We start from the raw sequence: 13,884 nt of genomic DNA, 5'->3' as shown, positions 1-13,884 counted from the left end.
CCGTGTACCCAGTGATAGTCCTCCTGCAGACGCTGATCCGCCACGTCGCCAAGCGCGGCAAGAACCGGGACGAGACGGTCGCGACCTGGACCGACCTGCTGGTCTTCGTCATGGTCGCCCTGGGCGCGATCGGGACCTTCTGATGGGCGTGCGCTGGGGGATGCTGTCGACCGCTTCGATCGGCCGCGAGGTCGCCGCCGCCATCAAGGGCTCGACCGCTGCCTCGTTCGTCGCCGTCGCCGGCCGCGATGCCGCCAAGGCCGCCCGGTATGCCGGTTCGCTCGGCGTGCCCCGCAGCTTCGGAACCTATGACGACCTGCTGGCCTGCGACGAGGTCGACGCCGTGTACGTGCCGCTGCCGATCGCCTTGCACACCGAGTGGACCGTCCGGGCCCTCAACGCCGGCAAGCACGTGCTGTGCGAGAAACCCTTCGCGATGACCGCCGCCGAGGCCTCCGCGTGCTTCGACGCCGCCGATGACAACGGCCGCCGCTGCTTCGAAGGCCTGATGTGGCGCCATCACCCGCAGACCCTGCTCGCCCAGCGGCTGATCGCCGACGGGGCGATCGGCGAGGTCGCCTTCGTCCGGGCCGCGCTCAGCGTCAGCGTCGAGCCGGGTGACATCCGCCGGACCGGGCGGCTCGGCGGCGGCGCCTCGCTCGACCTCGGCTGCTATTGCATCAGCGCGATCCGCCTGTTCGGCGGCCAGCCGGTGTCGGTGTCGGCCGCCCGGGTGACCGACACCGTCCCCGGCGCGGACGGCGCCGACCTGCGCCTTGCCGCCACGTTCACCCTGCCCGGCAACGCCTTGGCCCAGTTCGACGTGGCCCTCGACTATCCGCGCCGCGACGAGCTGGAAATCGTCGGCACCGCCGGGCGGATCACCGTCCCGGATCCGTGGCTGTGCCGTCCGGGCCGTCTCGACCTGGTCCGCGACGGCGTGACCGAGTCGGTGCCCGCGAGGCCGGGCGACCCCTACCGCATCGAGTTCGAGACCGTCTCGCAGGCCATCGAGACCGGTGCCGAGCCCGCGTTCGGCCGGGCCGACGCGGTCGCCCAGGCCGCCGCGGTCGAGGCGGTGCGCACGGCCGCCGCCACCGCATCGACGGTCATCCTGTGACCCACCGCTCGTGTGCGGCACGAAGGCGCGGCCAGAGGTGATCGCGCTCGGCGGCGGTGAGGGTGATGCCGAAGACGTCGGCCAACGCTGCGAAATAGTCGCGCTCTTCTTCAATGACCGTACGAGATTCCGTGTCCCCGACGCGCGTCAGCACCAGGCCGCGCATGATGTCCGCGCCGCCCGCGTCCCGCCGGGAGAGCGCCAGCGTGCGCACGAAACCCGACTCCGGCGACGTCGACAGGTGGTGGTGCCGCTCCTCGAACGCGGTCATCTCGGTCGCCTCGCCACGGAAGTCCATGCCGAGGAACGAGCCGCGCGGGTCGTGGTCGAACCGCCATCCGCCGGGCTCGGTGCCGGAGGGCCGCAAGGCGTACCGGAAAGGGCCTTGATCGTAGGTGCCCGGGGTGAGCGGCAGAGGTTCGTACAGGCCGTCGCCCATGCCGAGGTCGACGAGCCACTCGCCGTGCGGCGCCTCGGGTGACGGCAGGCCGGACACGGTGAGGACCAGGTGGCTGGCATCGGCGCCGGCCCGGCGTTCCGGATTGCCCTGTACGCCGCCGACGTGCCGGCTGACCTGGTATCCGAGGGCGCGCAGCAGCGCGGAGAAGGCGCCGTTGAGGTGGTAGCAGTAGCCGCCGCGGCCGCGCAGGATCCGGGCCGCCGACTCCGCCGGGTCGATCGTGGTGGGGCGGCCGAGCCAAATTTCCAGGCACTCGTACGGGATTCGCTCGGCGTGCGCGCGATGCAGGGCGCGCAGGGCCGGGAGGCTGGGTTCGGCGGGCCGGGTCAGGCCGAGCCGCCGCAGGTAGCCGTCGATCGGGAAGGTCACCGGTCAATTGTCCGCCATCGCGGCAGCCCACTGTGGACCCCGCCTTTTGCGACATCGGTGGGAAAGGCCCGATCGATTCGGCTGAGGTGACGCCGCTCACACGCTGAACGCATTCTTTCGGCCGTACGTGTGTGAGCTGTTGACGAACGACGGGGGAGAAAACGATGCGGCTTCCCAGAAGGATGTCTGAGCTGGTCGGAGCGGGTGCCGTCGGCGGCGTTGCGGCCTCTGGCAACAGTTCCGCCTGGACGTTATTAATTGGGTGTGCTCGGCGCATTTACCGATGACAAGAATGGGACAGCGCGTGCGCGACTTTTTGCCTCGCCATCTGGCCGGTATTGCTCGGCGAAACGACCGTTACGGCGGGTGCCGGTGCGGCGCGGTCCAAGGTGTCGGCAGCGGGCGACGGCGACGTTGACGGGCGCAAGTGGTTCGCGGTGAGCGTGGGCGGGACGCTCGTCAAAGCGAACCCCAACTCGCGGCGTGTCCCGGCACGCAAGGGGGGTGCCGGGCCACGCTTCGAGGCCAGCGCTGGTGGGGGCGCCTGCGGGGATCAGGTGGCAGCGCTGAAATGTGTCCCGGCGCGTGGGGGAACGCGCCGGGACACACTCAAAGGGCGTCGCCGCGCGCGCCAGGATTCGCGGGGCACACACTCAAAAGGCTGCTCGCCGCGCGCGCCAGGATTCGCGGGCCACACTCTCAAAAGGCCTCGCTGCCCGCGCGGTGTTCGCGTGCCAGGATCTGTCCCAACGCGGCCGCCAGTGCCTTTTCCGGCTCGGCGTGCACGACGTCGGCGCGGAACCCCACGTGGTTGTCCGGCCGCAGCAGCAGGCAGCCACTATCCGAAATTTCCTGTAATTTCGCCCAGTCACCGTAAATATCTTCGTAGTCGCACCCGGGGCCGATCGTCACCGCGGAGATCTCGACGCCGAAAGCATCCCCGACCGCGTCCGCCGCGTTCTGCCACGCCTCGCCACCCGGACCGGTGAGAAGCGTGAACCGGCCGTGCCCGCCGATATCCAGAGTGGACAGTTTGGTCTTGCCACGGCTCACCCAGGCGTGCGGCACCTTCGCACCTGGATAACTGGTCGCCTGGTGGTACAGCTCCGCGTCCCGCGAATAACTCGGCGCCGGCGTACCGTCCGGCACCACCGCCGCCGACTCGTAGCGCTGATTCAGCTCGACACCGTGCGTGTTGAACTCGTAGTTCTTGAACTCGACCGCCTCGCGCAACAACTGCCGCTGCTTCTCCGCCTCGTCGCCGGGCAGCTTGCGCGCCGCCATGTTCGTGCGCATCTGCTCCGTATCCGATGTGGACAACAGGCCGAGCGCCGAGAAGAACCGCGAGGTCTCGCCGATGCTCTTGTTCGCCCGATCCACGATCTGTTTGCCGATCGGCGCCCGCTCATCGTGGTATGTCTCGAGCAGACCAGGCCCGGCCACCCCGGACAGCACCATCTTCAGCTTCCACGCCAGGTTGTAGGCGTCCTGAATGGACGTATTCGAGCCGAGCCCGTTGGACGGCGGATGCCGATGCACCGCGTCGCCAGCGCAGAACACCCGGCCCACGTGGTACCGCTCGGCGTACATGTGGTTGACCGTCCACGCCGACGACGACTTGATGGTGACCGGGATCGACGGGTCGCCGATGAGGTGGTGGGCGACCTGCCGGGCGTACTCCTCGGTCAGGTCCGGCGGTTCGCCGTTGATGTCGTAGCCCCAGACGATCAGCCATTCGTGCCATGGCCGCACGCAGCGGACCAGGCCCATCCCGATGCCGCCGACCTCGGAACCGGTCTGCAGCACCCAGTACAGGGTGCTGGGCCGGTGCGCGACGTAGCGGCTCAGGTCGGCCTCGAAGACGATGTTGATGCTGCCGGCCACGCCCATCTGACCGACCATCGGCAGACCGATGTCCTCGGCCACCTTGCTGCGCCCGCCGTCGGCGCCGATCAGATACTTCGCGCGGATGCGGTACTCGATGCCCAGCAGCCGGTCCCGGACCGTGGCGGTGACGCCGTCCTCATCCTGGTCCAGCGACAGGTACTCGGTGTCGTACCGCATGTGGGTGCCGCGCGCGATCGCCCCGTTGATGAGCACCGGTTCCATCAGGTGCTGCGGCATGTCGCACATGGACGACGGGGACGCCAGGTCGTGGTCTGCCCGCCGGCTCGGATGCGTGTGCCACGTGCGTAATCGGCCCAGTTCCTCGCCGGCCAGGCTGGTACAGAACGGTGTCTCGCCCATCAGCTCCTGCGGGGTGGCCAGCGCGACCACCTCGTCCTCGACGCCGGCGTCGCGCAGCACCTCCATGGTGCGCTGGTTGGTGATGTGCGCGCGGGGCGTGTCCGCCAGCCGGCTGTACTTGGTGACCACGATGTTCGCCACGCCGTACGTGCTGAGCAGCAGGGCCGCCGCGCCTCCGGCCGGTCCACTGCCGACGATCAGCACATCGGTTTCCACATCGTTCATGCGTTGTCCTCCGCCGGTCGGAACGCGCGCTCGGTGAATCTCGACCGAGTATCGGACCGATGCCGGGAGCACTTCCTGCACGATCGTGCTGTCCGGGGGACACGAACTTCTTACGTGTCGCGCCGGACCGCCGCCGGTGTGGTGCCGAGCTGGCGGCGCATCACCCGGGTCAGGTGCTCCTGATGCGAGAAGCCGCAACGGGTGGCGACCTCCGCGATCGGCGTCGTGCGATCGCGCAGCAGCCGGCACGCCGTGTCGACCCGCAGGCGCAACAGATATTGATGCGGCGCCACACCCATCCGCGCCTTGAACTGCCGGCAGAACTGGCTCACGCTCAACCCGGCCACCGCGGCCATGTCGGCCAGCGGGACCGGCTCGGCCAGGCGTTGCTCCAGCAGTTCCCGTACGCCCATGAGCTGCCGGCTGCTCAGCCCGGCGACGCGTGGCTCCGGGTCGTCGCGGGACCCTCGCGTGCTGTGGCGCAGTGCGAGCTGACCGGCGACCAGTCCGGTGATCTGATCCAGATACGTTCGCGCGGACGGCTCCCAGCGCCGTAACACCCCGTCGAGCGTGAGCACCAGTTGTTCCAGCAGCGGGTCGACGGCGCCCAGCTCCTCGGCCGGCACCAGCGGCGGCCCGTCGTGTGCTTGCTGAAGCAACTCGTCGGACAGGTAGACATGCACCGTGTCGAGCACGCCGCCGAGCTCCACGGTCAGGTCTTTGCCGGCCGGGTGCACGAAGAAACCACCGGGCGGCACCGTACGCGACGAGGTCAGCCCCAGATGCCCGCGGCGCACCCGGACCGGGCCGTTGAGGTGCAGGATCAGCAGGTGGCTGCGGGCGCCGTCGAACGCGGCCCGGTACGGTTGCTCGCGCTGCGTGGACACGTAGAGGCCGGGCCAGCCGAGACCGGCGCTGGTCCGCCGCGGCCGGACCCCCGGCTGCCGCAGGATGCCGTTGGTGTCGAGCAGGGATAACTCCGGTCCGGTCACGCCCTCATCCTGGCCCTTTTTCGGGGGCGCGGGGAGTCCGGCATACCGTTGATCGGGTCGAAAGGATCTACCGCCATGCGTATCTTCCTCGCCGGGGCGTCCGGCGTCATCGGCCGGCGAATGGTGCCGCTTCTCATCGAGCAGGGCCACCAGGTCACCGGTTTAGTCCGCGATCCGGGTGACGCGGCAGCGGTCCGGCGCGCCGGCGGCGATGCGGTGTCGGCCGACATCAGAGACGCCGACGCGGTCCGCTCGGCGGTGCTGAACGCGCGGCCCGACGTGCTTTTCCACCAGGTGACGGACCTGAGCGAGAGTGACATTTCGGGCAACTCGGAGCTGCGCAGGGAGGGCACGCCGCACCTGATGGACGCTGCCGTGGCCGCGGGCGTCGCTCGGGTGATCGCGCAGAGCCACTCCTGGGCGTACGAGCCGGGCAAAGCTCCCGCCACCGAGGAGACGCCGTTCGACACCGAGGCGCTCCCACCGCGGTCGGCGAACGTCGCCGCGATCATGGCGTTGGAGGAAGCCGTACGGGCGGCGCCGGAGTGGGTCGTGCTGCGGTACGGGCGGCTCTACGGGCCGGGCACCTGGTATGCGCGTGGCGCCCGGATGGCCCGGCTGGCCCAGGCCGGCGAGTTGCCCGCCACCGGCGACGTCTTCAGCTTCGTGCACGTGGACGACGCGGCCGCCGCGGCGGTGGAGGCGCTGTCCTGGCCGACCGGCGCGGTCAACATCTGCGACGACGAGCCCGCGCCGGGCACCGCCTGGGTTCCCGAGTTCTGCCGCTCGGTCGGCGTGCCGGAGCCGGCGTCGAGCTCGCCCGAACGGCAGGGCTGGGCCCGGGGCGCCTCGAATCTGCATGCCCGCCTCGACTTGGCGTGGACCCCGCAGTTCCCGTCCTGGCGCTCCGGCTTCCACACCCTGTAGTGAGCGGGCTCCCCACGCCCGGCGCCAACAACGCCGGAAAACGAACGCCTTCCGTCCAGCCACCTGCAGCTGTCTCACTATCCGATACCAACTGGCCGTATCGTGGACGAGGGTCCGAAAAGGACGGTCGATTAGTCCGTAATACCGCTTTTGTGGCCACCATTTTCTGACTGATTTGTAGACCTTGGAGAGTTACGCCCATATACGAGCCATAACTCTCCAAGGTCTCGAAAAACGGCTCTGGACGGCCCGAAGAGGAGCTGTGGAATGCGGGCAAAGGTGATAAAAGACCGGCGATGGTGGCGACTGAGCAGGCCGGGCCCGCGCGAAGGCCGCTGGGTCTTGACCGGAGGGCGGCGGCGTCAGCAGCCGGCTCTCCCGGCACGCGGCCCGGATGGAGGCGGTGGCGAGTGGCGTGCACGGTGTGTGTTGCCTGCGGAGGCGGCGGGACGCATCATGGCGCCATGGCGGGGGCCGAGGAAGCTGATGTCGTGGTCGTCGGTGCGGGGCACAACGGGCTGGTCTGTGCCGCGTACCTGGCCGAGGCCGGCCTGCGGGTCGTCGTGCTGGAGGCCGCCCGGCGGCCCGGCGGGAACACGATCACCGAGGAGCTGACGCTGCCGGGGTTCGCGCATGACTCGTGTTCGTCGGCGCACGTTTTGATTCAGTCGAACCCGCTGCTTGCGGACGATGAGCTCGGGCTCAAGGAACGGTGGGGCCTGCGGTACGTGCATACGGATCCGGCGGTGGTGCTGCCGCGGGCGGACGGCGCGACGATCACGGTGCGGAAGGACCTCGATGCCACGGCCGACGAGATCGGACGGTGGTCGGCGGCGGACGCGGCCGCGTTCCGGAAGCTGGTCGAGGAGTGGCACGGCGGGCTGGCGGCGGTGCACGGGCGCTGGTCGTCCGGATTGGAGCTCGGTGACTCGGCGGCCGCCGGCGCGTATCGGGAGCTGCGGGCGCGGTCGGCCTGGGACGTGATCCACGAACGGTTCGGGCATCCGGGCGTACGGGATCTGATGATGTGGTTGTCGTTTGCCACCATTCAGGACCCGCGGCGGAAGGGGACCGGCGTGCTGCCCGCGTCGATCACGGCCGGGCGTCTGCGGTATGGCTGGTCCACCCCGATCGGCGGGTCGGGTGCGTTGCCGGACGCGTTGATCCGGCTGCTGCGGGCGCGCGGGGGAACGGTCGAGTGCGACGCCGTGGTGGAGCACATCGAGGTGCGAGACGGGCGAGCGGTCGCCGTGCACATCAAAGCCCACCAAACCCGCCGCGTGATCAAAGCCCACCGCGCCATCGTCGCCGGCAGCCACCTGGCCCAACTCGGGGCGATGCTCTCCGACGAACCCCCGGACATCGCCACGGCGCGATCCGCCTGGCGGCCCGGCCTCAGCGTGTTCGCGGTGCACGCGGCCCTCCAGCGCGACCTCCCGACCCGCGCGGCGGCCGTCGGTCTCGGCGGGACCGACGGGCTGGCGCGGCAGCTGGACGCGTTCGCCCGCGGCGAGACCGACGCGACCGACCCCTGGCTGCTCGTGGTGAACCAGACGGTGGTCGATCCGGGGCGTGCGCCGGACGGCCACGGCACCTTCAAGATCCTCACGGTGGCACCCTGGGAGCGGGCCGACGGGCGGTCCTGGGGCGAGGCCAAGCACGAGTACGCCGAGCGGATCGTCGACCGGGTGCGCGAGCGGGTCGGCGAGGTCGACATCCTCGCGATGCGGGCGGAATCGCCGGTGGACGTCGCCGCGCACAATGTGCACAACCTCGGCGGGTCGTGCCACGGCGGCGAGTTCCAGCTGAACGGCGACTGGCTCGTGGGCTGGCCCGACTACGCCACCTCGATCCCGGGTCTCTACCTCACCGGCTCGACCAGCCACCCCGGCGGAAGCGTCAGCGGCCGCCCAGGTCGCAACGCGGCCCGCACGATAATGCGTGATCTGGGTCTCGATCCGCGCGTCGTGATGGATCCATCGCGCTGACAAATGTGTCCCGGGCAACAAGATTGTGTTATTCGGAGACCGAGATCACTGAGATCTGAGACTCGATCGAGGAAGTTATTCTCATATCCTGGTCGGGACGCAATGAATCGCCGCATGATCGACTGCGCCCGCAACGGATCGCTTCTTTCGTGCACGAATTGTTGTCGTCTGTTTATACAAACGGCTCTAGGCTTCGTGGATCGTGCTGGGGGTGTGGCGAACCCTACGTCACGACACGCTAGAGTGCTCTCCCAAATTGCTTCGCACCAGGGCCGACGTCGTCCCGATGCCGTTATATCGATGATTGACGACGACGTGACCGACGCCTCTATTCAACCATGTTTATCGCTTGCCACACGACGCAATTTGCTTCCATAAATAACCGCGGCTGAGGCCGCCTGATCCACCCGAAAGCTCGACGACGAGCCGCCTTCGGGGAGCGGTGACTTACCGCGTCTTCCAAGGGCCCGAACGGTCCCGCTGTATTAATAGGTAGGAGAACAGGTTGCCAAGCAAGACAAGGGTGATGGCGAGCGCCGGCGTCGCCATCGCGCTCGGGCTGACCACCGCCGCGTGCGGTGGCTCCAACGGCTCGAGCGGCAGCTCGTCGGGCGGCAAGGGCGCATTCAACGCCGCGACCACGGGCATCGTGAACCCCAGCACGGCCAAGGGCGGCACGCTCAACCTCTGGTCATCGCAGGACGTCGACTCGCTCGACCCGGCGAGCTCGTACTACTCCTTCGTCTGGAACACCATGCGGCTTTACAACCGCACGCTGATGGCCTACCCGGACGCGCCGGGCGAGGCCGGTCTGCAGCTGCAGCCCGACCTGGCGTCCGCGGCGCCGGAGATCAGCGCGGACAAGAAGACCTACACGTTCAAGCTGCGCTCGGGTCTGAAGTGGGACGACGGCACGCCGATCACCGCCCAGGACGTCAAGTACGGCATCGAGCGCGAGTGGGCGCAGGACACCCTCGCGGGCGGCCCGACCTACCTGATGGGGCTGCTCGACGAGGGCCAGAACTACCCCGGCCCGTACAAGGACAAGGACCCGAACAAGCTGGGCCTCAAGTCCATCCAGACGCCGGACGACAGCACCATCGTCTTCAAGCTGCCGGCGCCCAACTCGGACTTCCTCTACCTGCTGGCGATGCCGAGCGCCGCCCCGGTGCCGCAGAAGCGGGACACCGGCCAGAAGTACAACCTGGACCCGGCCTCCTCGGGCCCGTACATGTTCAAGGACGCGTCCGCGGTACAGATCGGAAAGACCTACACGCTGACGCGCAACCCGAACTGGGACCAGGCGAGCGACCCGATCCGCAAGGCTCTGCCGGACCAGGTCGTGCTGACCATCACCACGAACCAGAACGACCTGGACGACCGCCTCGTCGCGGGCACCGCGGACGTCGACGCCGGTCAGACCGGTGTGCAGGCCGCGGCGCGTACCAAGATCCTCACGGACCCGACGCTGAAGGCGAACGCGGACGCGATGACGACCGGCTTCATGCGGTTCGCCGACATCGTGTCCACGACCAAGCCGCTCGACAACATCGACTGCCGCAAGGCGCTTCTGTACGCCATGGACCCGACCACGGTCCAGACGGCTCGCGGTGGTCCGCTGGCCGCCGGTGACCTGGCCGGCAACATGCTGCCGCTGAACATCCAGGGCTCGGACGCCAGCTACGACCCGTACAACCTGCGTCAGGGCAAGCCGCAGATCGACCTGGCCAAGCAGGAACTGGCCAAGTGCGGCCACCCGACCGGCTTCGACCTCAAGATCGCGGTCCGCAACAACCGGCCCACCGAGGTCGCCTCGGCCACCGCGCTGCAGGCCGCGTTCAAGCAGGTCGGCATCAACGCGACGATCGACCAGTACGACGGTTCGCAGGACACCGCGGTCGCCGGCTCGCCGAACAACGTGAGCAAGAAGGGCTACGGCCTGCTGATCACCGCGTGGGGCGCCGACTACCCGACGGGTTCCGGCTTCCTGAAGGCGATCGCCGACAGCCGCAACATCCAGCAGAGCGGTAACTACAACCGTTCGATCATCAGGGACCCGTCTATCGACGCGCTGTTCGACGACGCGCAGAACCAGACCGACCCGGCGAAGGCCGCGGCCGACTACAGCCAGATCAACCACAAGATCATGGAGGGCGCGTACTTCCTGCCCTTCGTGTTCGACAAGGCGCTCAACTACCGCAACCCGCGGCTGACGAACGTCTTCGTCGAGAACGCCTACGGCCAGTACCAGTTCGACGCCCTGGGCGTCGAGGGCGGCAAGTAGCCGGATTTCCTGGGCGGGCGGGCACTTCGGTGCCCGCCCGTTCCTCGTTCAGCGGGGCGGCGCGGTGGAGGCCCGCACCACCAAGGACGGCGCCAGCAGCACCGAGCGCGGATGCCGGTCCGGCTCCTCGATGGTGTCCAGCAGCAGCCGGGCCGCCTCCACCCCGATCTCGTAGTGCGGGATCGCCACCGTGGTCAGCGGCGGGCGCATCTTGTCCAGGAACGGCATCTCGTTGAAGCCGACCACGCTCATGTCGTCCGGGCAGGTCATCCCGCGCTCGGCGAAGACGTCGTAGCAGCCCAGCGCGATCAGGTCGTTGCCGGCCACGATCGCGGTGAACTCAGCACCCGAGTCGAGCAGCCGGCGCAACGCCTGCGCCCCCTCGGCCTCCGACCAGTAGCCACACTCGACGGTCAGCCGCGGATCGTCGGCCAGTCCCTGATCGAGCAGCGCGTGCCGGAACGCCCGCGCCCGGCTCACCCCGGTCGACGTCTGCTGCGGCCCGGCCAGATGAGCGATCTTCGTGTGCCCCAGCGACGCCAGATGCGCCACCGCCATGGCAATGCCGGCATCGTCGTCGGCGGTCACCGACGGCAGCTCCAGGCCGTCCACCCGACGATTCACCAGCACCAGCCGTACGCCCTGACGATGCAGCCGGAGCAGCAACGGATGATCACGACGGGCCGTCGCCACGATCAGTCCCTCGACCTGCCGCGAGCGCAACGACTCGACCTGTCGCTCCTCGCGCCCCGGATCGTTATCGGTGTTCACGATCCAGGCGTTGTACCCCGCGGTGGTGAGCACGTCCTCGATGCCGCGCACGATCGGCGGGAACAGCGGGTTGGTGAGGTCCGGGATGACCAGCCCGACGGTGGCGCTGCGCGCCGTCTTGAGGCTGCGCGCGATCGGGTTGGGCTGATAGCCGATCGACTCGGCGGCACGCAGCACCTTCCGGGCGGTCTCCGCGTTCACCAACGGCCGGGTCTGCGGATTGAGCGCCCGCGAGGCGGTCGCGGGATGCACCCCGGCCAGCTGCGCGACGTCCCGGAGCGTCGGGGTGGTCATGCGCACGATTTTAGGCCCGCTCATGGCATCCCCCGGTCGACGGGCGCGCTGATGGCGTGCTCCTGGTTGGCGGGCGCGCTCGTGGCGTTCCCGTGGTTGACGGGCGCGCTCATAGTGCCCCCTGGCTGATGGGCGCGGGGTGCCACCGCGCCCGGGTCGCGGTGGCGACGACGCCGAGCGGTGCCGCGGCGACGGCCAGCGCGGCGAACGCGATCCCGTAGCGCCCCGCCTCGGCCGGCCCGGCGATCAGCGCCGCGGACAGCGCGGAACCGGCGAACAAGCAGCCGGCGAACCCGGAGACGACGGTCGCGCGGGCGGACGGCAGCACCTCGGTCGCCCAGGTCTGCAGCGAGGAGTGCATGGCGGCCCAGGCCAGGCCGATCAGCGTGGCCACGCCGATCGCCACCCACGGGCGTTGCGAGAACGCGGCGAGCGTGCAGGCCGCGACGATCGCGAGCGCGCCGATGGCGATCAGCCGCCACGTCGGCCACCGGCGCGACAACGCCCCGGCGGTCCGGGCGAAGATCAGCACCGCCACCCCGTACACCGCGGTGACCGCACCGGCCACCGCGGCGCTCACCCCGGTCGACTGCACGGCCGGCGGCAGCAGGGTGATCGCGCCCAGCACCACGCCGCCCTCGACGAAGGCGAGCACCAGGACCAGCAGCGCCGGGCCGGACCGAAGCACGCGACCGACGGGGGCCAGGGGGTGCTCGGCGGGCCGGGCGCCGGCCGGCTCCGGAAGCTCGCGGAGCAGGACGACCAGCACCAGCGCGCAGATCCCGGACACCACGAACGCGACCCGCCAGCTGATCAGCTGGGCCAGCGCCCCGGCCCCGGCGGACGCGACTGCCGTGCCGATCGCGACGCCGATCATGAGGTTGGTGACCTCGGTCTGCCGCCGCGGACCGGGCACGGTGTCACCCACGTAGATCAGGCTCGCCGGGATGGCGGCGCTGAACGCGGCCCCGGCCAGGGCGCGGGCGACGCCGAGCTGGGTCACCGTGCTCACCGCGGCCGACGCGGCGGTCGCCAGGGCCGCCACGGCCAGAGTGATCCGGAGCGTGCGGACCCGCCCGAGCCGGTCCGAGACGATGCCCCAGACAGGTTGCATCAGCCCGTACGCCAGGAAGTAAACGCTCGCCGTGTGCACCACCGACGCCAGCGGCACGCCCAGCGAGTGCGCCATCACGATCAACATCGGGGGCATGGCGAACCGGTCCATCGTGCTGACGAACGTGGTCGCCTGCAACAGCCTCCGGCTCACGTCAGGGCCGCGGCGAGCGGGTCGCCGTCCAGCGCCGGCCCGAACCGGCGGCGCAGGCCGACGAGGGTCTCGAGCGCGGCCCGGTCGACGACGCCGGTCGGCACGAGGCCCTCGTCCGGATCGCGTAACCGGTCCAGATAACGGACCGCCAGCGGCTCGTCGAGGCCCAGCGCGGCGCCCGCCTCGGCGAGGACGATCGCGTCGTGCCGGCCGGCGACGATCTCGGCGGCCGTGGCGGTGAGCGCCCGGCCGAGCCACGCGACCGGCGCCGGGTCGAGGGCGGCCAGGACCGTGCCCAGATACGGCGTGCACACGTCCGCCACCTTGGCCACCGCCCGAAAGCCGGCCGCCTCGGCGTGCAGTTCGTTGCCCGCGTTCAGCATGGTCGCGTCGCACTCCCCGGCGAGCAGCGCGCGCAGGCGCTTCGGCGTGGAGCCCAGCGCGACCACCCGATAGTCGTCGCGGTGCAGGCCGAGGTGCTGGGCCAAGGCGTACATGGCAAACGCGAAGCCCGAACCGGGGACGTCGACGCCGAACGTCATCCCGTGGAGATCGAAGCGGGCGCTGTAGAGCGCCAGGCCCATGCCGCGATCGATTGCGGTGATCATCTCGATGTCGCCGAGGCGGCCGAGCGGGTTGATCGGGCTGTACCGGTACGCGAGCACGTTGTCGGGGCTGGTCAGCACCGCGTCGTAGGCGCCGTCGAAGAGCGCCCGGAACTGCGCCGGCGAGGAGGGCACGAGCTCCTCGGTGACCTCGCCGTCCAGGTATCCGAGGCGGCGCGCGACCCGCAGCAGCACCGACGGCGTGAACGCTCCGAGTCGGACGGTGTCAGCCATGACGGCAGCATAGCCGCAACCGATTGCATAACCGCAAGTCTTGATTTCGACGCTGCGAGCAGCTTGGGTTAGCACCATTGACACACATGTGACGATCCATA

11 protein-coding genes are annotated in these 13,884 nt (G+C 69.7%); 5 read left to right on the top strand and 6 right to left on the bottom strand.

The window, feature by feature from the left end; translation table 11 throughout:
- Window positions 1-2 precede the first annotated feature (2 nt).
- Together HH310_RS00365 and HH310_RS00360 are read left to right on the top strand one after the other, a co-directional pair.
- Window positions 3-143, top strand: a complete 141-nt coding sequence (locus HH310_RS00365; RefSeq protein WP_169173327.1) for a hypothetical protein — start codon at window positions 3-5, stop codon at window positions 141-143.
- Window positions 143-1,120: a Gfo/Idh/MocA family protein gene (locus HH310_RS00360; protein WP_211191591.1), complete on the top strand. Its 978-nt coding sequence runs from the start codon at window positions 143-145 to the stop codon at window positions 1,118-1,120. The genes HH310_RS00365 and HH310_RS00360 overlap by 1 nt, the downstream gene beginning before the upstream one ends.
- On the opposite strand, the gene HH310_RS00355 is transcribed toward HH310_RS00360, so the two are convergent.
- The 3 genes from HH310_RS00355 to HH310_RS00345 all read right to left on the bottom strand — a co-directional run bounded on the left by HH310_RS00355 (window position 1,110) and on the right by HH310_RS00345 (window position 5,413).
- Window positions 1,110-1,949: an arylamine N-acetyltransferase gene (locus tag HH310_RS00355; RefSeq protein WP_169173326.1), complete on the bottom strand. Its 840-nt coding sequence runs from the start codon at window positions 1,947-1,949 to the stop codon at window positions 1,110-1,112. The genes HH310_RS00360 and HH310_RS00355 overlap by 11 nt on opposite strands.
- 699 nt (window positions 1,950-2,648) lie before the next feature.
- Window positions 2,649-4,421 carry an FAD-dependent monooxygenase gene (locus HH310_RS00350; protein ID WP_169173325.1) on the bottom strand — a complete coding sequence of 591 codons (1,773 nt, stop codon included), beginning with the start codon at window positions 4,419-4,421 and terminating at the stop codon, window positions 2,649-2,651.
- A 110-nt stretch (window positions 4,422-4,531) separates the two neighbouring features.
- Window positions 4,532-5,413, bottom strand: a complete 882-nt coding sequence (locus HH310_RS00345; RefSeq protein WP_169173324.1) for an AraC family transcriptional regulator — start codon at window positions 5,411-5,413, stop codon at window positions 4,532-4,534.
- A gap of 75 nt (window positions 5,414-5,488) precedes the next feature.
- On the opposite strand from HH310_RS00345, the gene HH310_RS00340 reads away from it, so the two are divergent.
- The 3 genes from HH310_RS00340 to HH310_RS00330 all read left to right on the top strand — a co-directional run bounded on the left by HH310_RS00340 (window position 5,489) and on the right by HH310_RS00330 (window position 10,612).
- Window positions 5,489-6,340: an NAD(P)-dependent oxidoreductase gene (locus HH310_RS00340; RefSeq protein ID WP_169173323.1), complete on the top strand. Its 852-nt coding sequence runs from the start codon at window positions 5,489-5,491 to the stop codon at window positions 6,338-6,340.
- 464 nt (window positions 6,341-6,804) lie between these two features.
- Window positions 6,805-8,328 carry an NAD(P)/FAD-dependent oxidoreductase gene (locus HH310_RS00335; RefSeq protein ID WP_169173322.1) on the top strand — a complete coding sequence of 508 codons (1,524 nt, stop codon included), beginning with the start codon at window positions 6,805-6,807 and terminating at the stop codon, window positions 8,326-8,328.
- Window positions 8,329-8,833: 505 nt separating this feature from the next.
- Window positions 8,834-10,612, top strand: coding sequence for an ABC transporter substrate-binding protein (locus tag HH310_RS00330; RefSeq protein WP_248293546.1), 1,779 nt, complete (start codon window positions 8,834-8,836; stop codon window positions 10,610-10,612).
- 48 nt (window positions 10,613-10,660) lie between these two features.
- Here HH310_RS00330 and HH310_RS00325 read toward each other — a convergent pair whose 3' ends face one another.
- The 3 genes from HH310_RS00325 to HH310_RS00315 all read right to left on the bottom strand — a co-directional run bounded on the left by HH310_RS00325 (window position 10,661) and on the right by HH310_RS00315 (window position 13,783).
- Entirely contained in the window at window positions 10,661-11,677 is a 1,017-nt protein-coding gene (locus HH310_RS00325) for a LacI family DNA-binding transcriptional regulator (protein ID WP_169173321.1), read from the bottom strand.
- A 109-nt stretch (window positions 11,678-11,786) separates the two neighbouring features.
- Entirely contained in the window at window positions 11,787-12,944 is a 1,158-nt protein-coding gene (locus HH310_RS00320; RefSeq protein ID WP_169173320.1) for an MFS transporter, read from the bottom strand.
- Window positions 12,941-13,783, bottom strand: a complete 843-nt coding sequence (locus HH310_RS00315) for a hypothetical protein (protein ID WP_169173319.1) — start codon at window positions 13,781-13,783, stop codon at window positions 12,941-12,943. Before HH310_RS00315 ends, HH310_RS00320 begins: the two co-directional genes overlap by 4 nt.
- Window positions 13,784-13,884: the final 101 nt, after the last annotated feature.

This window comes from Actinoplanes sp. TBRC 11911 (assembly GCF_012933445.1).
In the GTDB taxonomy this organism is placed as follows: Bacteria; Actinomycetota; Actinomycetes; order Mycobacteriales; family Micromonosporaceae; genus Actinoplanes.
This window is presented reverse-complemented; position numbering and strand designations above follow the sequence as displayed.

Coding starts and splice junctions, on each gene's coding strand:
- HH310_RS00360 (WP_211191591.1), top strand. CDS start 143: ATGGGCGTGCGCTGGGGGATGCTGTCGACCGCTTCGATCGGCCGCGAG.
- HH310_RS00350 (WP_169173325.1), bottom strand. CDS start 4,421: ATGAACGATGTGGAAACCGATGTGCTGATCGTCGGCAGTGGACCGGCC.
- HH310_RS00340 (WP_169173323.1), top strand. CDS start 5,489: ATGCGTATCTTCCTCGCCGGGGCGTCCGGCGTCATCGGCCGGCGAATG.
- HH310_RS00335 (WP_169173322.1), top strand. CDS start 6,805: ATGGCGGGGGCCGAGGAAGCTGATGTCGTGGTCGTCGGTGCGGGGCAC.
- HH310_RS00325 (WP_169173321.1), bottom strand. CDS start 11,677: ATGACCACCCCGACGCTCCGGGACGTCGCGCAGCTGGCCGGGGTGCAT.
- HH310_RS00315 (WP_169173319.1), bottom strand. CDS start 13,783: ATGGCTGACACCGTCCGACTCGGAGCGTTCACGCCGTCGGTGCTGCTG.